This is a genomic window from Prochlorococcus marinus str. MIT 1214 (genome assembly GCF_027359355.1).
In the GTDB taxonomy this organism is placed as follows: domain Bacteria; phylum Cyanobacteriota; class Cyanobacteriia; order PCC-6307; family Cyanobiaceae; genus Prochlorococcus_B; species Prochlorococcus_B marinus_F.
Genome location: NZ_CP114777.1, coordinates 734,435 through 756,510, shown reverse-complemented (window position 1 = coordinate 756,510; position 22,076 = coordinate 734,435). Strand labels below are relative to the sequence as shown.

The following is a 22,076-nucleotide window of genomic DNA, read 5'->3' as shown; positions in this document are numbered from 1 at the left end:
TTATTAAGTAAGCGGAGCAACTGGAGTAGGAGTTGGCTCGGGATAGTTGTTCATGCCACCATTTTGAGCTACTCCTCTTAAAGTTAAATTAATACGACCACGATTATCTATTTCTCTTACCCTTACAGTTACTTGGTCTCCAACTTTTACAACATCTTCAACTTTTTCTACTCTTGCTTCAGATAATTGAGAAATATGGATCATTCCCTCTTTTCCTGGAAGGATTTCAACAAATGCACCAATTGGAATGATTCTAGTAATTGAGCCAGAGAAGATTTCTCCTTCATGTACTTTTCTTGTTAAACCTTCGATGATTCTCTGAGCTTCTTCTGCCGCCGCCCCATCATGGGATGCAATAGTAACAATGCCTCCATCTTCTATGTCGATTTTTGTGTTAGTTCTTTCTGTGATTCCTTTAATTGTTCTTCCCCCTGGGCCAATGACAGTTCCTATTAGCTCTGGATCTATTCTGAAACTTAATAGTCTTGGAGCATGAGGCGAAAGAGTATCTTTAGGCGTTTCAATCGCTTCTAACATTTTACCTAATATGTGAGTCCTAGCAGGTAGTGCTTGATTAATAGCTTCCCCAATTGTCTCAATTGGAAGTCCAGTTATCTTCATATCCATTTGTAAGGCTGTTATCCCTTTTTCTGTTCCTGCAACTTTGAAATCCATATCTCCAAGGAAGTCTTCAATTCCCTGAATATCAGTCAATATTCTCACTTCCTTTCCTTCTTTAATTAGGCCCATAGCTGCTCCACCTACTGGAGCTTTTAAGGGAACGCCTGCATCCATAAGTGCAAGTGTACTTCCACAAACTGAAGCCATTGAAGTCGAGCCGTTTGAGCTCAAGACTTCACTAACAACTCTTAGTACATATGGGAAAGTGTCTTTCGCTGGAAGGACAGGGATTAATGCCCTTTCTGCTAAAGCTCCATGACCAACTTCTCTTCTCCCAGGAGTTCTCATTGGTCGAGTCTCTCCTACGGAATAAGGAGGGAAGTTGTAATGATGTATATACGTCTTATCGGTATTAGGGTTAAGGTCGTCCATCTCTTGAGCATCACTTGGAGTGCCCAGTGTGGCTGTGGAAAGAACTTGAGTTAAGCCTCTTTGGAATAAGGCTGATCCATGCACTCTGTTAGGTAAAACGGCAGCATCGGCATCAATTTTTCTTACTTCGTTTAATTCTCTTCCGTCGACCCTTTTCCCTTCCTTGATTATCTGCTCTCTCATTAATTTTTTGGTTAACGCTTTATAGTTATTATCTAATAATTTGTTATTTGAAGAAAGAGATTTTTTAACAGCATTATCATCTTTTAGTCCATCTATTTTGGAAGATATATTTGTTTTGATTTCTTCAATTTTATTGTCCCTTTCTTCTTTTGTTTGATCAAAATTTTTCAGTACTTCACTAATTGATTTTGTACAATTTTTATCTAAATAATTTGATATTGTGTCATCAATTTGAGGCGCTTCAGGCATCTCTTGTTTGATTCCTGATTCTTTTAAAACTTCCTTTTGTGCATTGATTAATTCAGTTATGGCTTCGTAGCCAAAATCAATGGCTTCAATGACGTCTTGTTCTGAAAGTTGATTTGCTCCTGCTTCAACCATTACCACCCCATCAGGAGTTCCTGCGACTACAAGGTCAAGATCACCTCTTTCGATTTCTCGGTAACTTGGATTAAGAACAAAATCATCTCCTAAGAGACCGACTCGAACAGCAGCCATAGGGCCTTGGAAAGGAATGCCAGCCATTAATGTTGCCATTGAAGCTCCCGTTACAGCTAAAACATCAGCAGGAACTCTTTCATCTAAGGAGAGACATGTGGCAACTATTTGTATGTCGTCTCTCATCCAACCAGGGAAAAGAGGTCTCATTGGCCTATCAATAAGTCTTGAAATCAAAGTTGCTCTTTCAGGAGGACGTCCTTCCCGCCGCATGAAACTTCCTGGAATCCTTCCTGCTGCATATAGCCTTTCTTCGTAATCACACATTAAAGGTAGGAAATCAACTCCTTCTCTTCCTGTAGCTTTTGTTGCTGTTACGAGAACGGAGGTATCCCCACACTCAATCATTACTGAACCACCAGCCTGTGGAGCAAATCTCCCTGTAGTGAGCTTTATCTCTCTACCATCGAAGGAAACGGATTTTGTCTGACCTTGCACGTGACTTTATAGCTTTTTGTCTTTAGACATTCTTACACTTAATGGGACTAATTGAGTAAAAATTTCGATAGATTTGTTTCCTAGAGGAAACATTTACCACAATTACTGAAACTATAAAACTAAAAAAAAGTGGGACATATAATCTGTCCCACTTTTTTGGTATGAATAAATTTATAGTTATTTTTTACCAACTTGATTTTACAACTCCAGGTAATTCCCCGTTATGTGCTCTAGATCTAAGTTGATTTCTGCAAAGGCCAAAATCTCTGTAAACCCCCCTTGGTTTTCCGGTAGCCCAACAACGATTTCTCACTCTATTTGGTGCACAATTTCTAGGCAAAGCTTGAATTTTTCTATGAATTTCTAACCTTTCCATAGGATCTTTGGATGCTTTGAAAGCATCAATTAAAGTTTTACGCTTAGCTGCGTATCTCTCTACAAGCTTTTTGCGCTTCACATCACGCGCTATCATTGACTTTTTGGCCATTAAGGGGCTTATTTAGCTTATTTAACGATCATTTTAACTCCTTAACTGATTGTTTTAAGACATTGCATGGAATTTATTTTCAAAATATTTTTGGAAATTTAAAATTATCTGTGAACCAATTGCTGAACTGCAGATAGTTGTGTTGTATCTCGGATTATTAAAACCACACTTAGTCCTACAAGTAAAACAAATCCAGATTGCATAAAAGCTAATTGAATTTTTTCAGGAACAGGCTTCCCACGTATACTTTCTAAAATGAGAAGAACTAATTGTCCTCCATCTAGCAGAGGCAACGGTAATGAGTTAAGAACTGCAAGATTAATTGAAACCAAAGCAGAAAAAAGCACGAGTCCTGACCCGCCTTGCTCTGAAAGTTGAGCACCAATTTCAACAATTTTCACAGGTCCACTTAACTGCTGAGCAGTTGAAGAGAAATTAGTAATTAAACTTTTATAGCCAACAACTGTTCGACTTAGTAACTCATAAAATTGTGAATTTGAGCTATTAACTATCTCACCAATATTTTTTGCTTTTGATACTTCATTTGGAAGATTTGGTTGTAATTGAGCTCCAATCCTTCCACTCCCTTCATTTTCAGCTGGAATTATAGAAACTGTATTGCTTTCTCCTTCATTAACTCTCTCAAAAAGTAATTCTTTCCCAGAAGATTTTTGAATGATATTGACTAAATTCATAATCCCCTCTTTGCCGCTGCCCAGTGCTTGACCGTTCACGCTCATTATTCGATCTCCAGCCATTAATCCTGAAGTAAAAGCAGGCTCATTTGGCTGGATTCCCATGATTATCACTCCTGGCTCAGGTTGATTAGGAATCCCAATAAAGCTTGCTTGACCAATAAGAACTATCCAAGCAAGTAATAAATTTGCTATTACACCTGCTGAAATAACTATTGCTCTTTGGTGAATTGGTCTGTTTTTTAAAAGATCAGGGTCATTGGGTTGAACTAGTGAATCTGTTTCTTCATCAGGAAAGGAGACGAATCCCCCTAAAGGAAGAGATCTGAGTGAATAGGTAATTCCATTTATTTCCTTTTTCAAAAGAGCTGGTCCAAAACCAATTGAAAAACCACTGACTTTGATTTTTTGCAGTACTGCGGCTAAAAAATGACCAGCCTCATGAAAAAAAATCAGAAGGCCAAGTACAGCTATAGATAAGAGAACGTTCATTACTGAGTTTTTGATTAAGTTATTCTGGCTGTAATTTGTTCGAACCGAAGTAAGGTATTAAGGCTTTTGGTAAATTGATACTTCCATCTGATTGCTGACCATTTTCCAAAACCGCAGCCATAGTGCGACCTATAGCTAATCCACTCCCATTTAAAGTATGCAAAAGTATATTTTTTTTATTGTTATCTTTTGTTCGTATTGATGAACGTCTAGCTTGAAAGTCTCCACAATTGCTGCAACTAGATATTTCTCGAAAGGTATTTGCACCTGGAAGCCAAACTTCCAAATCATAGGTTTTCTTCGCTGAGAATCCTAAGTCTCCCGTGCAAAGTTGAATAACTCGATAAGGTAATTCTAGTTCTTGCAAAACAGATTCGGCATCAGATGTGATTACTTCTAAAGCCTCTTCAGATTTTTCAGGGGTTGAAAACCAATATAGTTCAACTTTATTGAATTGATGAAGTCTTATCAGACCTCTAGTATCCCTTCCGTAACTCCCAGCTTCTCTTCTGAAACAAGGGCTATAAGCTACATATTTCAATGGCAGCAAATCCTTAGGAATGATCTCGCCACGATGTAGTGATGTTATGGGCACTTCAGCAGTAGGCGTAAGCCATAAATCATCATCAGCACATTTAAAGCTTTCTTCTGCGAATTTAGGTAGTTGTCCTGACCCAGTAAGACTTGCTGTGTTTATAAGAGCTGGAGGAAGAACTTCTAAATATCCCTTTTTAACATGTAAATCGAGCATAAAATTTATAAGTGATCTCTCAAGTTTTGCAGCTTGGTTGAAAAGAGTTACAAATCGACTTTTAGCTATGACTGAAGATCTATCGCTGTCCCAGAGATTTAATTGATTAGCAATGTCCCAATGTTCTTTGAAATTTTTTCCAGAGATAGGTTCACCCCATCTTCTTAATTCCTTGTTATCTTTTTCGCTTTTCCCTAAAAGAGAATCTCGTTCAGGAAGGTTAGGCAAGCAAAGGATTTTTTCATTTAATTTATTTGAAATCGATTTTTCTTGATCTTCAATAATTCCAACCTGCTTTTTGATTTGATTCCCCTTAATGCGAAGGTTTGAAATCTCCTCAGAATCTTGTGAAAGACCTTGTTTTATTTTTTGTCCAACCTCTTTCCCAATCAAATTCCCCTGAGCTTGCAAAGAATTTCTCTTTTCTTCAAGGTCTTTAAGATCTTTGCAGAATTTTTGAAGAGGTTCTAAATCAACATCCATTCCTCTTGATTGAAGCCCTTCCGCAATTAAATTAGGATTCTCTCTTAGTAGTCTCTGGTCTATCACTATCAAAATATTAAAGTTCTTTTAGCCTAATCCTTAATTGTTCCTAAAAAATAAATAACACTTCCAAATTTCTTCTAAATAAATAACTATTTTTGATTAACTAAATGAAAATACTAGAAAATTCTAAAAAAGTTTTGGAGAAGAGGCTCTTGCTCTTCCGCTAGAGGCCCATTCTTTTAAAGATTCAAGTTGTTCTCTTGCAGTTCTAGAAAGAGGAACTAGTTGACTTGTAGCAAGTATTAAATCACCTTCAAGAAGCTCTCTTTTCTCTGCGAATGCAAAGTACATTGCCTCTATGACTGATTGTTCTAATTCTGCTCCAGAGAATCCCTCTGTTCTATCAACAGCTGCATTTAAATCAATTTTCAAATTGGGTCTTCGTTTTTGAAGATGAAGTTCAAGAATGCTATGTCTTTCGTTTCTAGAGGGTAATTCCAACATGAAAATCTCATCAAATCTCCCTTTCCTTAGTAGCTCAGCAGGAAGCTTATCTATTCCATTTGCAGTAGCAACAAGAAAAACAGAAGAGGTTTTCTCTGACATCCACGTGAGAATATTTGCAAGTACTCTTTGACTCGTTCCTCCGTCGCTTCTTCCATCTCCACCAAAAGCTTTATCAATTTCGTCAATCCATAAGATGCAAGGGGCCATGGCTTCAGCGCGCTGAATGGTTTCTCTTGTTCTTGCTTCACTGGCACCTACTAAACCAGCAAATAATCTCCCTACATCAAGTCTCAATAAGGGCATAGACCAACTATTTGCTATTGCTTTCGCTACTAGAGTTTTTCCTGTACCTTGCGGGCCAACGAGCAAAACTCCTTTAGGCAAAGGCAAGCCAAAATCTTTTGCTTCTTGGGAGAAGGCTTGTTTCCTTTGCTTTAACCAATCTTTTAGTATTTGTAAACCACCAACATCACTTGGAGTCTTATTTGTTGTGCAATATTCCAGAACTTCACTACGAGCAATAGATTGTCGTTTCTCTTCCAGTACTTCTGATAAATCTTCTTTACCAATTTGACCTCTTTGAGCAAGAGCTCTAGCGGCTACTTTACGGATCCTTGATTCACTCAGACCCCCACATGCATTTGTAAGTTCCTTTAATACGTTCTCGTCTAATTTAGAGTTACTTGCTTCAGCAATGTTTGATAAAAGTGTCTTAATTTCATTCTCCTTGGGTAGGGGAAGATCAAGGATTGTTAGGTCTTCCTCTAAATCATTTGAGGGACTCCATAAACCAGAACTGATAATTATTGAATGCGGCTTGGAGCGAAGATTAGTACTTAAATTTTTTAGCATTCTTAGAATGCCTGGATCTTCACAGAAATGGTGAAAATCTTTTAATAAAAGGATGGTTGGGGAACTTTCATCCAGTTTTTTAAGCCATTCAAGAGCTGCCATTGGCTGCCTTGAGCCAAGATTATTAGAATTAAGAACGTTACTAATTCCATCAATATAATCCCAAGTAGCAAGTCTTCTTGGGGAAAGCCTTTTAGTAGAATTTTTTAAAAGTGTTTCAACTCTTTCTTCTTCATTACTCCTTATCCAAATAATAGGAGTTCTCGCTCGAATTAGTAGATCGAGTTGTTCGTCCCAATTAGACATCAGTTATAAATTTGATTCTATATAAGGCTGAATTTATATAATAAGTTGATCTTATAATTATTTATTACTTTTTGGTTCAAAGGGTAATCTATCGGAATCAGATATTACTTCCGAGGCAACAGCAACAGATGGTTTATCTTGCTGCTTAAGTTGATCGTCAAGTATTTTTTGCAAGTTATCTGGGAGCGATTCTCTGCTAAGGAGAAAAGTTTGTAACCCCTGAAAAATATTTGCGATTACCATATAAAGCAAAACACCAGCAGGCAAAGGGAAGAATAAAAACATTCCTGTAATCATTACTGGTGTGATTTTGTTTGCCGTGGACTGTTGTTTATTTACAGGCATTCCTCTTCCTGATAACACCTGAGAAATAACGAGTGTTAAACCAAAACCTGCTACTAGAATTGCAATATCCCAATGAATGGCGCCATCTACATAAAAGCCAACGTTTCCTAGTGCTTTTATAAACAAGAATCCGCTTTTCGCAGCCAAACCAGGGATCTTTGCTTCTACAGTTGCATCACCAGGATTAAGTGCATTTACTGTCCCATCAGAGGAAACTTTGATTATGTCTTCACCCTTCGTCACTTTCCAAGAAGGAGAAAATTTAGATCCATTTTCATATTTCTTTAATTCGTTTACATATGAATCTCCACTCAAAGTTTGAAGGTTGATTTTAACTGACTCACCTGAACCGATTTTTGTGCCACCTGGAAGAGCTGCGATAACAGGGAAATGATTCTTTTCAGTTATAAATATGGAATGCTTAGCCGTCTTGAAAGGTTTGGGCTCGATAGCCGCTATTTGGTCTGATGGCAGAACTTTGATATTTACAAGATAAGGTACATCAGCGAAAGGTGAACCTCTTAGAGTTGCGAATAATGCAAATAATATTGGCATTTGAACAAGTAGAGGAAGGCAACCAGCCAAAGGGCTTCCGAATTCCCCCATTAATTTTCCTAATTCCTCCTGTTGCTTTTGAGGATTGCTTGCGTAGCGGCTTTTAATCTCAGCTTGTCTTTTTTGCATGACAGGTTGAGCTATCTTCATCCTTCTTGCACTCCTAATGGAGCCAGCGCTAAGAGGGAAAAGTGCTAAGCGGATGACTATGGTTAATGCGACAATCGCTAGTCCATAACTTGGTATTAATCCGTAGAAGAAATCTAGGATCGGGATAAGTAGATTGTCGGAGATGTAACCGATCACGGTTTTTAAGGTAGAAAGGTTGGAGTTCTTAGGCCAGTTTGCCTTAGAAGATGTGTTCTTGTCTTACATAATTGTAAGGACTAATTAGTTTGAAAAGCCCTGAACATCCTTATCGAGATTATTAGTGGGTGATTTTTCTATTTTTTTAAGAATGTAAGATTCTGTTTCTCGAAAATTAGGAAGTGATCTCATTTCAAGTCGAGCTCCATCTTTAAGAACTAGAACCATATCACCATAAGATCCTAACCCTCTTGGAATGGCTCTGATCTCGGCAATTTGACTATATACAACTTGAGTCTTATCCCTACCAAGCCAGCCACCAGTGACAGATATTCTACGAGTCGTTATTTTGTATCTAACCCATAGGGCTCTAACCAGGGCTCCAAAAGTAAAAGGGAGACCAATAAGTGTTATGCCAGCCATTAAGTTTATTATTAGGTCCCCGCTGGCAGGACCGCCTTCGTAAAAAACGTCTTCTTTGGGACTAGTAGTCATCTTGTTATTCCAGCTTTAGTGAGTAGTTTGTCACATTCTTTAAGCAGAGTGCTGTGGGAATTTTTCATGCAGGAGGGTTTTAATGAAATAAAAGCCCATAGTTCATTTTCAGGATATATTTTAGAAAGTTTGTATGACAAATGATGGTGGAATAACCGTCGAAGCTTATTTCTTGTAACTGATTTTTTGCTTACTTTATTGCTTATTGATATGGCACACTTTATAGAAGGCCTAATGTTTGAGTTGATCCCTTTAACTTGTAGTTTTGTATTTGCGTTTGTAACTCTAAGAACCATTGAAGGGCTATAGAACTTTGAACCCTGCTTATAGATGAAGTCAAAACATCTATGACCTTTAAGCCTCATATGTTTTGGCAAAACCATTAGAAGTAACTTTTCTTGGAAGTATCTTTATTTAAAAAGATTGCTTTTATACAGTTAAACGAGCTCTTCCACGTTTTCTCCGAGTTCTTACAACTCTCCTTCCAGTATGCGATCTCATTCTCACTCTGAAACCAGAAACCCTTTTCCTTTTTCGACTGGTTCCTCCAAAGGTCCTCTTTGTCATTTTCTATTTATGCTCGTATTGGTTTAGATGTAAAGGTTAATTTATCAGTTCACTGTACGTCTATGTTCCAAGTCCCTAAATATGTTGAGATAGGAATGTCGCCACCTGATTGTGATAGCGCTCGGAATTGAAACATACCTCGTTTTCTAGGATTGAAAATTTTCATTACTACAGCGTAATTATCCTTGTTATAAGGTATTGGTTTTTCTGGGAAAATTTCAATAATAGTTTGTTTTTTGTTTACTTCAATCAGAGAAGGGGTATTTTCTAAACAACGAGTCCTTTCGGTATATCCACCAATTTTAACTTTACAGAGGCTTAGTTTTTTTGTCTTGATTTTTGCTTTAAAATAATCAGGGACTGCAATGGTCAATTTTTCAATATCTTCTTTTCTTTCCTTACCTCTAAGAAAGAAGTAATAAGTAGATCTTTCATTCCTTTCAGAGGAGGATTGATAATACTTAAGTCTTTTATATCCAGGCTCAGGATCCCATTGGTATTCAAAGAAACCTGGGGATGCAAAAGATTGCGGAGCGAAAAGAGAAGCCCCTGTTCCGAATAAAAAAGCTGAAAAGCCAATAAAAAAAACTTTCTTGAAAGTTGATAATAATTTTTTTTTGAACATAACTTGAAGTTCCCTGAAATATTAATCACTTGAGTATTTTCAAGTGCATTTGCATGATCTTGAATGAATATAAGATGTTGTTGGAAAAAAATCCTGATTTATCTGTCAGGACGCAAATTTTTTGCTTTTCCAAGATAAGGATTTTGGGGTATTTGCTCGTTTGGTAAAGAAACGTAAGCAAGTAGACGAATACATTTCGATAAGTCGTGTTTAACAAACATTTGTTGGCAGTCTAAAAGTGCAATATTTTCCCAACCTGTTTTTTTTCTAGCAATAGAAGCTGGGAAACAAGCATCTAAATCTGAAGTTACTGAGAAAGTAACAGAAATAATTTGATCTGGGATCAAATTATTTCTAGAAACTAATTCAGCTAACAATTCCTCTACTGCTGAGCTGATTGACTCAATAGAATTGTTTTCACAAGTTGTTGCTCCCCTCAATGCACATAGATAAGTGGATTTATTTTGAAAATTCATGGCTTATAGAGCCAAAGGATTTGTCCATTTCCCTCCAACTCAAGATTTAATGCATTTATAAGATTCTGGATTAATTTTCCTCCTGGTAAAAAACCTAATAATTTCTTTTTGGTTTTGCCAAAGGTAATAGGTTTTGTTTTCTCATCGAGGTTCGCAATTTTTATAGCAAGTAATTTTGCATCATTTTCATCACCAATTTCATCCACAAGTCCAAATTCTTTGGCTTGCTCTCCAGTAAAAACTCTTCCATCCGCAAAACTCTTAACAACTTCTGGGGTTAAATTTCTTCCTTTTGAAACTGCTAAAACAAATTGTTCGTAACTGCTATCAATCAACGATTGTAGTAGTACTCTCTCTTCAGACGATAAAGGGCGATCAGGGGAAAGAATGTCTTTATAAATCCCACTTTTTACGGTCTCGAATTTAATACCAATCTTTTCTAATAACTTTGATAAGTTGTTCCCTCTTAAAATCACTCCAATAGACCCTGTTATTGTTCCTGGATTGGCAACAATTTTTTCAGCACCTACTCCTATATAAACTCCTCCTGAGGCTGAGATATTGCCAAAACTAGCTACAACATGACAACCTTTTTCTCGTAGCCTTAAAAGTGCACTATGGATTTCCTGGCTATCACCAACTGTTCCCCCAGGGCTATCAATGCGAAGTAATAGGGCTGGAAACTCTCTTTCCTCAATTTGCTTTAATGCTTTTAGAACATTTTTTCGAGTTTCTGAATTGATAGGACCTTCAATACAGATTCGTGCCATCCTTTTTTTGGATTTTCGTCTCAAGGGCCAAATCATTCAATTTATGCATAACTTCATTGATCTTAAAAAGGAGATCGCTTTCTGACCTTATGTTTGTCATTTGGAATTGGTTTTTGATGATTTTGCCGTTCGCTCTTTGGGGAACCTCAATGGCGGCAATGGCACCTTTGGTTAATGAAGCGGGGCCTGAGATTGTTGCCTCACTAAGGCTTTTGCCAGCAGGTCTAGTCGTTTTGGCTTCAGTACCTTTCTTGAAAAGGAGTTGGAATATTTCAAAAGATGATTTGGTGTGGTTTTTAGTATTTACATTGATTGATGCAACCCTTTTTCAGATTTTTCTAGCCAAAGGGTTAATGGAAACAGGAGCGGGATTGGGCTCTGTTCTTATAGATTCCCAACCTTTGATGGTTGCTTTATTAGCAAGAATTCTTTTTGGAGATGCAATAAATCCAATTGGATGGATTGGCTTGGTACTTGGCTTGGTTGGAATAATTTGTCTTGGAGTCCCTACTGAGATGCTACGGAATTGGTTTCTGCTTGGAAAATTTGAATCAGAAAGTAATTTTTTAAGCCATGGAGAAATTTGGATGATTTGTGCAGCAACTTCGATGGCTTTAGGAACGGTGCTTATTCGCTTTGCTTGTAGAAACAGTGATCCTGTTGCAGTAACCGGATGGCACATGGTTTTAGGAAGTGTTCCTCTGCTCGTTTGGCATGTGTTCGACAAAGATTGGCCGTTAGTTCCAGATTGGTCTGCTTTTCAATGGACTTTGATGTCTTATTCAAGTTTGTTCGGAAGTGCATTGGCATATGGATTATTTTTTTGGTTTGCAAGCCGTAAAGAATTAACAAGCTTTAGCACCCTTGCATTCTTAACACCTGTATTCGCCTTGATTACTGGTGGAATTTGGTTAGGCGAGAGACTCTTCTTTCTTCAGTGGATTGGAGTGTTTTTGGTTTTAATTTCAGTACTATTTGTAAGTCAGAGGAGAAGATTCTGGGGGGATAAACGTACTCATGAATTTATAAAAGAGGCTTAATTCAAGTGATAAACAAGCAATTAAAACTAATTCTTGTTAGTACACCTATAGGCTATTTGGGGAGTGGTAAAGGTGGAGGAGTAGAACTTACTATTGTGTCTCTAATAAAAGGATTAACTTCATTAGGTCATAAAATTATTTTAATTGCACCAAAAGGATCAAAACTACCTTTTGAAAGTGAATTACTTGAATTAAGGTTAATAGATGGAATTGATCAACCTAGTTGGCAACATCAGAAGCAAACAGATCCAGTTTTAATTCCTTCTAATAGTGTGTTACCAAAGTTATGGGAAAATGCAATTGAAATAGCAAACGAATCCGATGCAGTTATTAACTTTGCATATGATTGGCTTCCATTGTGGTTAACAAAAACTCAGACAATTAAAATATTTCATTTGATAAGTATGGGTGCTGAATCAATAATAATGAAAGAAATTATTAGTGAAATAAGTCAATTATTTCCATTTCAGTTAGCTTTTCATACAAAAAGACAATCTAACGATTATTCCTTAAAAACTGATCCAATTATTGTTGGCAATGGTTTTGATAAGGAAAATTATATATTCAATGAAAATGAAAATGGACCATTAGCTTGGGCTGGAAGAATAGCACCAGAAAAAGGTTTAGAAGATGCTGTAAAAGTCGCGAAGAATTTAGGTGAAAAATTATTAGTTTGGGGACTTATAGAAGATAAAGAATATGCTTCAAGAATTGAAAATAAATTCACAAAGGAAATTATTGTGTGGAAAGGGTTTCTCCCAACAAATAAATTTCAGGAACAATTAGGACGATGTAGAGCGTTGATAAACACCCCTAAATGGAATGAAGCCTACGGTAACGTTATTGTTGAAGCTATGGCTTGTGGAGTTCCCGTGGTTGCATATGATCTGGGAGGACCGGGAGAATTAATCGAAGATGGATTCAATGGTTTTTTGGTTAAGCCCAATGATATTGAAGGATTGATAAAAGCCACAAAAACAATCTCCTCAATCAAAAGAAAAAATTGTAGGGATTGGTTTGAAAAAAAAGCCACTAATAAAGTCTTTGCAGAACGCGTGGTGAATTGGCTGGATAATGGCTTAAATAAAAAAATCTCTGAAGACTTTCAAGATTAATTGAAAAGTTTAACTAACTCTTTTTCCCCAAATAAAAAACAAAGAAGACGTGGTCTTCTTTGTATTTTATTTCTTGGTTTAATACTTTTTGTTTGGCAATTAGGAAAAACTGGTTTAGTCGATGAAACACCACCTTTGTTTGCTGCAGCCAGCAGAGCAATGGTAGAAACGGGTAATTGGTTAACACCTCAAGTAAATGGATTACCTCGATTTGATAAGCCTCCTTTGGTTTATTGGTTAATGGGGCTGGGATATTTAATCCCAGAGAATATTTCTTGGGATCCATTAGGTGCCTGGGCTGCCAGACTGCCTTCTGCATTATCAACAATTTTTTTAATGCTTGTTTTAGGGGACACAATGATGAAATATCCCCAAGATGAAAATAATTTCAATAGAAGAACAGCTGTTGTTACTACGCTGATATTTGCGTTGTCACCTTTGGTAATAATTTGGGGGAGAATTGCTGTAAGTGATGCACTCCTATGCAGCACTCTAGGAATTTGTTTACTTCTTAAATGGAGAAGATTTGCTAATCCAGAAGGAGAAATTTGGTGGTTGTCTTGGATTTTTTTGTCATTAGCAGTTTTAACTAAAGGTCCTGTTGCCTTGGTTTTATCAGGATTAACAATTTTATTTTTTTCATTATTTCAAAATAATTTTCTTGAAATCTTAAAAATATTGAGGGTACTTCCAGGACTTTTTATTGTTTTTGTTATAAGTTTTCCTTGGTACTTAATTGAATTATTAATAGAGGGAAAACCTTTTTTAGATAGTTTTTTTGGATATCATAATCTTCAAAGGTTTACCTCAGTAGTAAATTCTCATGGAGAACCTTGGTGGTTTTTTTTAATAGTTTTATGTATAGCTTCTTTGCCTCTTACGCCATTTTTATTAATCAGTATTTGGAAGAATTTATGCAATATATCTAAACGTTCTAGAAGAATTATTAAAAAACCAGATCAGTCATTATTTGAGTTTTCATTTTTTTGGTTAAGCGCTGTTTTTGTCTTCTTTACTATTTCAGTTACAAAGCTTCCGAGCTATTGGCTTCCAGCTACTCCTGCGGCATCAGTTTTAATATCACTTTCCTTAACGAATAATATTAAAGAGGAATTTTTAAAATCTTTTGCTTGGAAATTTACAATATTTATATCAATACTGTTTTCTCTATTTCTCTTCTTTTCAAAGTTTTGGATTCAGCTTCTTAACGATCCTGAGATTCCAAATTTCTCAGAAGAATTAACCAATAGCTTTTTAATTGAAAAAGCCGGATTTATTTTTCTTTTAATTGCTGTTCTAGGAATAATATTTTCCTCTAGAAAAATATATGGAAAACTATTGATTTTGCAAATACCTATATTTTTATCCCATTTTCTGATTGTTTTACCAACTTTTGATTTGGCAGATAGATTAAGACAACTACCTTTAAGACAAGCCTCAGAATTACTTTTAAATTCTCAAAATAGAAATGAGCCATTAGTAATGATAGGAGCTATGAAGCCCTCAATTCATTTTTATACTAATCAGATCATTGTTTTTGAGGGTCGATCTAAAAATGCTTTAGTAAATGTTTCAGATCGACTAAAAAATGAAAAGCGAAGAGGGTGGAAAGGAAGGCCAATATATGGATCCAATGGCTCAGAAACTACTCTTTTACTTATTGATAAAAGATCAGTGGAAAAATCTTATTGGCAAGGACTTAATCCAAAAGTCTTAGGTAATTTTGGTGTCTATAGCGTTTGGAGACTTAATAGAGAAACTCTTGAAAGACGAGCTAAATATTTGAAAACAGAGGGAGTTATTTCTACTTGGAAAAATCCTAGACCGGAAAGATTTTAAAAAAATGACCAATATCTATTAAATCGAATTTATTAAATCTTGCTTGCTGCATTTTTCTGGGATGATAACTATGCCTAGATCATCCTGAAGGATCTCTAAATCAATTACCGAGTCTTCAGTTATTGAGCTTATTACATCCTCAAGACTTGCACCCATATCGTTTGCCATCTCTATTAACATGCGCAAAGTCTCATTTTTTAAAGAGAGATTTACGTTAATAGAAACGTTTTGATCTGAGCAATTATTTGAGTTCATAAAGAAAATATTAAGATATTATCGGGCTGTTTGGGATTATTTCTTAAATAGCTTCAGAAAATGACTTTTTTAGGGATATTTTTAAGTTATCTTTAAGGAATTTTTTAATTTTATAAAAAAACAAAAAAAATCTTCCTAAGTAATTACTCAGGAAGATCTAAAAATTTTTGTTTAAGGCCTAAAACATTTCGCCTTTTAGTTTTTCAGCCCATCCTGAAAGCCTTTCATCAGTCATGTCTGATTCACTGTCCTCGTCAAGAGGTAATCCGCAGAATTCTTCACCAACTACACTTTTTGACTCGTCAAAAGTGTAATCGCTTTTAGAAGTGTATCCAACCATTGAAGCACCTGCTTGCTTGAAGTATCTATGAAGTTCTTCCATTGCATCGCAGTAGTTTTCGGTGTAAGTAGATGAATCACCCAAACCAAAAATCGCAACTTTCTTACCGCTGAGATCTAGCTCTCCAATGTCTTCAAGGATTGAGTCCCAAGCAGTTCCTGATCTCTCAGAGTCAGCACCGGTGTTCCATGTAGGGATTCCACAAATAACCCCATCATGTCCAGCTAATTCACTAAGGTCATCGACATCTGAAATATCCACTGGACCTTCAGCAGAGTCAAGTAAGCCGTGCAGCCTTTCCGCTATATCTTCGGTTTTACCTGTTGTTGTAGCAAAGTAGATTCCTACAGTCATGGAGCAATTTAAAATCAAGGATATTTTAAAGCAGCTTTGCACATTTAGAGTGAATTTGGTTTTTTTTAAATTTTCTTGTCTATTGAATATTGATTTTTGATACATGAAAAAGTCAATATTCTTTTTTTTATTTACTAGGAAACTAATTTTCCATTTTGCTTTTTATGATCATCTTCATTCTTAAACTAAGTGAGGAAAAGGCTTTGAAGAGAAAACGATTGAAAATTTTTCAGAAAAAAAATGAAATTCTATATATTCTTAATCAAATAGATTCAAAATATTCATAAATCACACAAAGTCTTATTTACAAAAGATCTTTATCTGAAAACATTTGTGGTTAAGAAATTCCAGTTCTCTAAAAAAAGTCAAACTCCAAAATTATAGAGTTTGACTTTAGGATGGTTTTCTTGGTTTAGATTAAATTATTTTGATTGTTGTTAGTTTCTTAGTTTCAAGTTGAATCAATTTATAAGTTTGGTCCCATCATTCCAAATCCACTTTGTAGTCCAAAGGAAATTATTACAAAAGTACTTATAGCTAAACCAATCAAAATAGAGGTGTAAAGCCTGTTTACCCCATAACCAGCTTCTACAGGGTTGAAATCTGCAACTACAAAAGATTTTTTGCTGTATTTCCCTCTATCGCTAAGACCAATAGCACCCAGTGCTGAATTAGGAGTGAGTGTCCCACCTTCATCATCAATGAACCATGGTTTGTTGGATCTTTTCGTATCAGTCCCTGACTGAGCAGAACCTACTGGAGAACCACTATTAATTCGACTGGAATCTTCTTTGAAAAATGTTGGAAACATATAGGTATGCCATAGGCCAATAACTCCGGCCCAAGCAATCATGCTGACCCCAGCAAGTCCAAAAAGGATTTCTTTAAAACCAAATTCCATAAATAAAAACCAATAATCTATAGGCCTGCCATAAGGCAATAAAACTACCTTATCAGAAGTAAAGCTAGAGGCATAAAGGAGTCTTTAAAGCTTCTGAAATTGGATTAATTTGTTACAGAATCCTTAGGGTCTTGTTCTTGATCAGCCTTTTTGGCTCTCATATGCCAGGATTTGTGTCATAAATATCCTAGATGGATGAACACACTTAAATTATTGCTGGTTCTTTCTCCAGTTATTTTTACTCTTGCCTTTGCTGATTATTGGTTGCGTAGATGGGGGGTATTTGTCTGGGATAATGGCCCAACTATTAAAAACGAGCAAGTTTGGGAAGATACTGCAATTGTTGCTGATAAAGGAAGACCAGCAGGTGGCTATCCAGTTTTCACTGTTAGGACTTTGGCGGTGAATGCATTGGGTATTCCAACAGTATTTTTCCTTGGTGCAATTTTTGCAATGCAATTTATTCGCCGCGGTGTAATAAACGCTTAACAATTAAATTTTTATACGGTTAAATTTCTTTTTAAAAATTGAAATCTTAAAAAGACCTAAATTTATTTAGGTCTTTTTTTATTATTTTTCGATTTTTGGATATTTGTTACCAATAAATATTAAATTATTTCTTCAATACAAAAATAAGGAATTAATCTTATAATTATTCAAAATTTCAGTTCTTGATGGATTCAGCAAATACTGTAGTTGATTACACAACTGATCAAGAGGCAATAGCTTCGATAATTGAAGATTCTTTTCCAAAAGACAACACTAATCAGGATTTGGGAAATCCACAATCTGATGCTAATAGATTGGGATCTCGCATCTTTTATTTATGGGTTTGGCCAATAGTCGCTATTAATAAAATTAGAAATTTATTTAATAGGATGGATTTTGTTAAACCTTACGAACCAGGTATTAATGATTCGTATGAGGTAACTGATACAGAGACTGTTTATACAATGACCAAAGATGCTTTTGCAGGTGAAGGTGGAATGAAGTTCATGGGACTAAGATTTATGTCTGTATGGGTTTTTCCTATGGCAATATTAGGGACTGTTATTGAGTTTCTTTTCGTAGGACCACTTAAGGGATCTAATCCTTTTGGTTGATATCTAAATAAAAAACTATCTCTATTTAATATTATTAAATAGAGATAGTTTTTTATTTCTTGATATTTTCAAACGTTTCTAAAAGGGAAAAAAGGAGTAACTTTTTTTGTTGGGTTGCTGCTTGCAATAGCTTTACCTCTAATATACATAAATAAACCAAGAGTAATTATCATTACAGGAGGGTGCAAAGCTAAAGATCTTCCAATCAATTGCAGTTCTTCTACAGGCATTAAATTTGTTCAATTCTTTACTAACTATAGCTTCTATATGAACACAAGAAAAATAATTTAATATATATAAAAGAATCTTTTTCTTATTTGTTTTTTATATATGAAATTTTTAAAACTAATATAGAAAAATTAAAAATAAAGGTGATTATATTGGCAACTAAAATAGGAATGGAATTGATCTTTAAGCCGTAAATAATCCAACAAAAAAGACCTGTTATGAAAAGAATTAACATTACCAACGAAACATCATCTGCTGATTTCGTTTGCCATGTTTTATATAACTGAGGCAAAAAAGCAATAGTAGTAAGTAAAGCAGCTGAAAATCCAAATAAATCTATATAATTTAAATGATTCATTTTTCTTTAGTAATCGATTAAATAATTTTGATAATAAATAAATCATCATTTAGATTTATTTTACATGAGTAGGTTTAGAATCTAAAAATTATGAATGATCAGTCTGATTTTAATGATGATCTTTTAAAGGATAAATTGGAAACTTTATTAGATGAAGATAATGAGATTAAAAAATGGAATGAAGACCTATTAATAAAATCACTTATCCTTTTGCCAATAATAATTTTTTTAGTGGGTTTATTTATTGTGAATAGACCAGAAAAATTAATAGAGATATTATTTATACTTCTTTACCCTTTATCCCTAATATTGATAGGGTTGATACTTCTATTTTTTATGAGAAGCAAATTGAAGTAGATAATAATAATAGAATCTTTTTACTTTAAATCTTGGTTTTTTGTAGCCAATCAGGTAGTCCCACTGTAAGCTACTAGTAATTAAACATTAATATCCTATGGCAGGCGGACCATTATTACAACTTTGGGAAACCCTACTACCATTTGCTAAGGATCTAAGAATTCGCTTTGCAATAGCAATGTTAGGTAATGTTTTAGCAATATTATTTATTTTCTCGCTATGTAAAATGTTTATTCCAGGATTGGAAGAACAACTATTTAATTGATTTTCTAGCCCAGAACTGATACATTTCTCTAAAGCAATTAGGGTTTAATTTTTCAAATTTATCCCATAATTCTAAATCTTTTAAAGAGTCTATATCTTTTTTATCTCTCTGATATTTATCTTTTATATCTTTTGAAAGAGTAAAACCTAGGAATTCCAGATTAAATACTTTTAACATCTCTTTGATTTCAATTAATGAGTAACAGTTTTCGTGACTATGAAAGCAGAGATCTCTACACATTGAGGTTGAGTAGAAATCTGACCAATTAGTTATTTTATTTAACTCTTTTATTTCTCCATTAAGAACGTCGTTTCTGAAGCTTCTTATTCCATCAACGCTTGGTTGAATATTTTTTTCTTTGATGAGTTCTCTCGCTTTTAGTATTTCTTTTCTTGCATACTTGCTATATAAACCTAACTTTAAAAATCCTCTTGGTTCTAATACATTAAATAGATTTGATAATCCCTTATTAGGATCATTCATATGATGGAGAACACCTGAGCATTCTATTAAATCAAATCTTTTATTTAGTGCTGTCAATTCAAGTAAATCCATTTCTATAAAATCTACATTCTTTAATCCATATTCATCGACCTTTCTCTTTGCATATGAGATACTTGAATTGCTTAAATCGATTGCTGTTATTTCACAATTACTATATCGAGATGCTTCGAGTATTTGAATCCCCGTTCCACAACCAGCTATAAGTATATTTGTTTTTTTATCTTTTAACTGACTTGAATTAGATTTAATTGTATTTGGATAGATTTCAGCATTAATAACTGAAAAAAAGTTTAATTTGTTTTCTTTAGCATATGAATTATATCTCCACCTAGGATACGGATTTAATTCATACTGATTCTTTACTTCTTTAGATATTGAATCTTTTATATTTCCTATCTTTTTAATTCCTTTTGATATATTTTTTTCATCATTTAACTCTTTGAATTGTAAGTTGAGTAAACTATTGAATTCTTTGTTGTTTGATACATAAGTATTTAAATCGATTGTTGTATTATTGATAGATGATAGAGATTGATAACATGATATTATTGCTAATTTATAGTCTTTATTTATATTCTCATTGATTGTTTTCTTAAGTTCCTCTAGTTTATATTTTTCTTCTGTTGATATGTAATAGACATACTCATTTAAGAAACATTGTGATCCAAGCCCGATAATAAAGTTAAGAATACTATTACTTACCTTATGTTTATCTGAATAGCTTATAAGAAAAATCTTGCGTATATTTACTAAGACTTTTTCCCATAACGGAGAGCAAAATATGAGTAGAGATAGTGCTTTTATTAATTCCTTTTGATTAATAAGAATATTAAACTCATTATTCTCATATAATTCCGAGTCTAAAATAGATAATTTTTCTAATAATTCTTTTGAGATAATGTTGTTTATGCACCCAAATAGTTCTCGATGAGAAATATCTTTCCTATCTAATATATTATTAATTAATTCTCTATTATCTTTCTTTGATATATTTAATAATTCTCCTTTCTTAATTATCTCACTTAAAAGTTGAAAACTTAACTCACTATTTTTATTCAATAAAATTTCTTTTTTTATAAATGAGAGTGATTTTTTATAATCACCAATTTGGTTATATATGGTAGCTAGATTTAAATTACATTTTTCTAGTTTATTATCTATCTCTATTGCTTTTTCTGTATGTAATATTGCCTTTTCGAGTTCTTTTTTCTCTTTGTAGCATGCTCCTAGATTTAAATGAACAATAGCAGATTTATCATTAATTTCTAAAGCTTTTAAATAATACTCTTCGGCTTCATCATATTTATTAGAATCTTTATTTAATAAACCTAGATTGATATATGCATCAAAGAAATTTTTATCTAGTTCGATTGCTTTCTCAAGTGATAATTTTGACTCATTATATTTATTTAAACTTTTTAAAATCAATCCTCTAATACAATGTCCATTCGGAAGGCTTGGCTTTAATTTAATTGCTTCCTCTATTATTATTTCTGCTTTTTCTAAATGATTTAATTTGTAATATAAAAAAGATAAATTTAATTTCGAGTAAATATGGTTTGGAAAACTTTTAGTACATTTTTCGTATAATCTTATTGCTTTATCATTTTCTTCTTTTTCTTCACATATGAGTGCATAATTTGAAATTATATCTGCATCAGAATACCCATTGTTTAAAAAAGCCATATAACCTTTTTCTGCTTCCTCTAAATTTCCTTTGATATGATTATTGATTGAGTGTGCTTTCAGATCTTTTTCTGAAAGCTTTTGGAGTTTTTTAGAAGAGACTTTTTTCTCTTTTTTCTTTTTCCCGAAACCACTCAAGATCTTTATTTAATTAATACCATTATACTAAAACTCAAAATCTTATCTTTTTACTTAATAAATTTATAGTTTACAAACTATAGTTGCTACCTGCTGATCTATAAATTATAGAGTTAATTCTATTTTATTAACTCTTTTCGCCTCCGATATGCCTTGATTTTTTATATAATATAAATATTCAGTTTTAGGATTCAAATGCCTTTAAAGTTAGGCGATCAAATACCTGATTTCTCACTCTCTGATCAACTAGGAGTCGCTAGGACGAATAAGCAAGCTAAAGGTAGGCCTCTAGTTTTATTTTTTTATCCAAAAGATGATACCCCAGGTTGTACAGCTGAAAATTGCGGCTTTAGAGATAAATACGACCTTTTTAAATTATTTGGTGCTGAAGTTTGGGGGGTAAGTGGGGACGATGAAGAAAGCCACAGATCTTTTGCAGACAAAAATAAACTTCCATTTCCACTATTGTGCGACACGGACAATTCTTTGAGAAGAGCTTTTGGTGTCCCTAAAGTTCTTGGTTTGCTTGATGGCCGAGTGACATATATCATTGACTCCAAAGGGGCTATTAGGCATATTTTTAATGACCTTTTGAATGGTCCTGCTCACGTTAATGAAGCACTAAGAGTATTGGGTGAAATTAGAAATTAACTTTTATAAATATAATTTAAAATTTTTGATTGGTTTTTATATTTATTATTAAATG

General features: G+C 34.2%; 25 protein-coding genes. 7 read left to right on the top strand and 18 right to left on the bottom strand.

Going from position 1 to position 22,076, the window contains the following annotated elements; genetic code table 11:
* Positions 1 to 3: 3 nt before the first annotated feature.
* The 12 genes from O5639_RS04595 to sppA form a co-directional block, all read right to left on the bottom strand.
* Positions 4 to 2,172 carry a polyribonucleotide nucleotidyltransferase gene (locus tag O5639_RS04595; RefSeq protein WP_269625299.1) on the bottom strand — a complete coding sequence of 723 codons (2,169 nt, stop codon included), beginning with the start codon at positions 2,170 to 2,172 and terminating at the stop codon, positions 4 to 6.
* Positions 2,173 to 2,356: 184 nt separating this feature from the next.
* On the bottom strand, positions 2,357 to 2,659 hold the full coding sequence (gene rpsN, locus O5639_RS04590; protein WP_269625298.1) for a 30S ribosomal protein S14: 303 nt from the start codon (positions 2,657 to 2,659) through the stop codon (positions 2,357 to 2,359).
* Between the two features lie 104 nt (positions 2,660 to 2,763).
* Positions 2,764 to 3,846, bottom strand: coding sequence for an RIP metalloprotease RseP (gene rseP, locus O5639_RS04585; protein ID WP_269625297.1), 1,083 nt, complete (start codon positions 3,844 to 3,846; stop codon positions 2,764 to 2,766).
* Between the two features lie 19 nt (positions 3,847 to 3,865).
* Positions 3,866 to 5,146 (bottom strand): serine--tRNA ligase, encoded by a 1,281-nt coding sequence (gene serS, locus O5639_RS04580; RefSeq protein WP_269625296.1) that lies wholly within the window; start codon positions 5,144 to 5,146, stop codon positions 3,866 to 3,868.
* 123 nt (positions 5,147 to 5,269) lie between these two features.
* Positions 5,270 to 6,748: an AAA family ATPase gene (locus O5639_RS04575; RefSeq protein WP_269625295.1), complete on the bottom strand. Its 1,479-nt coding sequence runs from the start codon at positions 6,746 to 6,748 to the stop codon at positions 5,270 to 5,272.
* 57 nt (positions 6,749 to 6,805) lie between these two features.
* Positions 6,806 to 7,954: a membrane protein insertase YidC gene (yidC, locus tag O5639_RS04570; protein ID WP_269625294.1), complete on the bottom strand. Its 1,149-nt coding sequence runs from the start codon at positions 7,952 to 7,954 to the stop codon at positions 6,806 to 6,808.
* Positions 7,955 to 8,038: 84 nt separating this feature from the next.
* On the bottom strand, positions 8,039 to 8,449 hold the full coding sequence (locus O5639_RS04565) for a PH domain-containing protein (protein WP_269625293.1): 411 nt from the start codon (positions 8,447 to 8,449) through the stop codon (positions 8,039 to 8,041).
* Complete coding sequence (gene rnpA / locus O5639_RS04560) at positions 8,446 to 8,832, bottom strand: ribonuclease P protein component (protein WP_269625292.1); 387 nt, start codon at positions 8,830 to 8,832, stop codon at positions 8,446 to 8,448. The genes O5639_RS04565 and rnpA overlap by 4 nt, the downstream gene beginning before the upstream one ends.
* Positions 8,833 to 8,878: 46 nt before the next feature.
* Positions 8,879 to 9,016 (bottom strand): 50S ribosomal protein L34, encoded by a 138-nt coding sequence (gene rpmH / locus O5639_RS04555; RefSeq protein WP_269606465.1) that lies wholly within the window; start codon positions 9,014 to 9,016, stop codon positions 8,879 to 8,881.
* A gap of 49 nt (positions 9,017 to 9,065) precedes the next feature.
* Entirely contained in the window at positions 9,066 to 9,641 is a 576-nt protein-coding gene (locus O5639_RS04550; protein ID WP_269625291.1) for a DUF2808 domain-containing protein, read from the bottom strand.
* 98 nt (positions 9,642 to 9,739) lie between these two features.
* Entirely contained in the window at positions 9,740 to 10,117 is a 378-nt protein-coding gene (gene aroH, locus O5639_RS04545; protein WP_269625290.1) for a chorismate mutase, read from the bottom strand.
* The gene (gene sppA / locus O5639_RS04540) at positions 10,114 to 10,923 is read right to left on the bottom strand and encodes a signal peptide peptidase SppA (protein ID WP_269625289.1); all 810 of its coding nucleotides are present in this window, start codon (positions 10,921 to 10,923) and stop codon (positions 10,114 to 10,116) included. The genes aroH and sppA overlap by 4 nt, the downstream gene beginning before the upstream one ends.
* Positions 10,924 to 10,976: 53 nt before the next feature.
* Here sppA and O5639_RS04535 point away from each other — a divergent pair, with 53 nt between their 5' ends.
* Genes O5639_RS04535 through O5639_RS04525 form a run of 3 tightly spaced genes read left to right on the top strand, consistent with a single transcriptional unit; the run spans position 10,977 to position 14,881 of the window.
* Complete coding sequence (locus O5639_RS04535; protein WP_269625288.1) at positions 10,977 to 11,927, top strand: DMT family transporter; 951 nt, start codon at positions 10,977 to 10,979, stop codon at positions 11,925 to 11,927.
* Between the two features lie 5 nt (positions 11,928 to 11,932).
* Positions 11,933 to 13,042 (top strand): glycosyltransferase family 4 protein, encoded by a 1,110-nt coding sequence (locus O5639_RS04530; RefSeq protein ID WP_269625287.1) that lies wholly within the window; start codon positions 11,933 to 11,935, stop codon positions 13,040 to 13,042.
* Positions 13,043 to 14,881: an ArnT family glycosyltransferase gene (locus O5639_RS04525; RefSeq protein WP_269625286.1), complete on the top strand. Its 1,839-nt coding sequence runs from the start codon at positions 13,043 to 13,045 to the stop codon at positions 14,879 to 14,881.
* A gap of 18 nt (positions 14,882 to 14,899) precedes the next feature.
* Here O5639_RS04525 and O5639_RS04520 read toward each other — a convergent pair whose 3' ends face one another.
* The 3 genes from O5639_RS04520 to O5639_RS04510 all read right to left on the bottom strand — a co-directional run bounded on the left by O5639_RS04520 (position 14,900) and on the right by O5639_RS04510 (position 16,731).
* Entirely contained in the window at positions 14,900 to 15,136 is a 237-nt protein-coding gene (locus O5639_RS04520) for a CopG family transcriptional regulator (RefSeq protein WP_269625285.1), read from the bottom strand.
* Between the two features lie 178 nt (positions 15,137 to 15,314).
* The gene (gene fldA / locus O5639_RS04515; RefSeq protein ID WP_269625284.1) at positions 15,315 to 15,830 is read right to left on the bottom strand and encodes a flavodoxin FldA; all 516 of its coding nucleotides are present in this window, start codon (positions 15,828 to 15,830) and stop codon (positions 15,315 to 15,317) included.
* A 466-nt stretch (positions 15,831 to 16,296) separates the two neighbouring features.
* Entirely contained in the window at positions 16,297 to 16,731 is a 435-nt protein-coding gene (locus tag O5639_RS04510; RefSeq protein ID WP_269625283.1) for a hypothetical protein, read from the bottom strand.
* A gap of 195 nt (positions 16,732 to 16,926) precedes the next feature.
* Here O5639_RS04510 and psbF point away from each other — a divergent pair, with 195 nt between their 5' ends.
* Complete coding sequence (psbF, locus tag O5639_RS04505; protein WP_269606448.1) at positions 16,927 to 17,220, top strand: cytochrome b559 subunit beta, long form; 294 nt, start codon at positions 16,927 to 16,929, stop codon at positions 17,218 to 17,220.
* 185 nt (positions 17,221 to 17,405) lie between these two features.
* Positions 17,406 to 17,834, top strand: coding sequence for a hypothetical protein (locus O5639_RS04500; RefSeq protein WP_269625282.1), 429 nt, complete (start codon positions 17,406 to 17,408; stop codon positions 17,832 to 17,834).
* A 68-nt stretch (positions 17,835 to 17,902) separates the two neighbouring features.
* Here O5639_RS04500 and O5639_RS04495 read toward each other — a convergent pair whose 3' ends face one another.
* Together O5639_RS04495 and O5639_RS04490 are read right to left on the bottom strand one after the other, a co-directional pair.
* The gene (locus O5639_RS04495; RefSeq protein WP_269625281.1) at positions 17,903 to 18,064 is read right to left on the bottom strand and encodes a hypothetical protein; all 162 of its coding nucleotides are present in this window, start codon (positions 18,062 to 18,064) and stop codon (positions 17,903 to 17,905) included.
* Between the two features lie 83 nt (positions 18,065 to 18,147).
* Positions 18,148 to 18,420 (bottom strand): SemiSWEET transporter, encoded by a 273-nt coding sequence (locus O5639_RS04490; protein ID WP_269625280.1) that lies wholly within the window; start codon positions 18,418 to 18,420, stop codon positions 18,148 to 18,150.
* Positions 18,421 to 18,874: 454 nt separating this feature from the next.
* Between O5639_RS04490 and O5639_RS04485 the strand changes: the two genes are divergently transcribed.
* A complete protein-coding gene (locus O5639_RS04485) occupies positions 18,875 to 19,042 on the top strand; it encodes a hypothetical protein (protein ID WP_269625279.1) in 168 nt (55 codons plus the stop codon).
* Here the strand turns inward: O5639_RS04485 and O5639_RS04480 are convergent.
* On the bottom strand, positions 19,031 to 21,370 hold the full coding sequence (locus O5639_RS04480) for a class I SAM-dependent methyltransferase (RefSeq protein ID WP_269625278.1): 2,340 nt from the start codon (positions 21,368 to 21,370) through the stop codon (positions 19,031 to 19,033). The two genes, O5639_RS04485 and O5639_RS04480, sit on opposite strands and share 12 nt — an antisense overlap.
* A 195-nt stretch (positions 21,371 to 21,565) precedes the next feature.
* Here O5639_RS04480 and O5639_RS04475 point away from each other — a divergent pair, with 195 nt between their 5' ends.
* A complete protein-coding gene (locus tag O5639_RS04475) occupies positions 21,566 to 22,021 on the top strand; it encodes a peroxiredoxin (protein ID WP_269625277.1) in 456 nt (151 codons plus the stop codon).
* Positions 22,022 to 22,076: the final 55 nt, after the last annotated feature.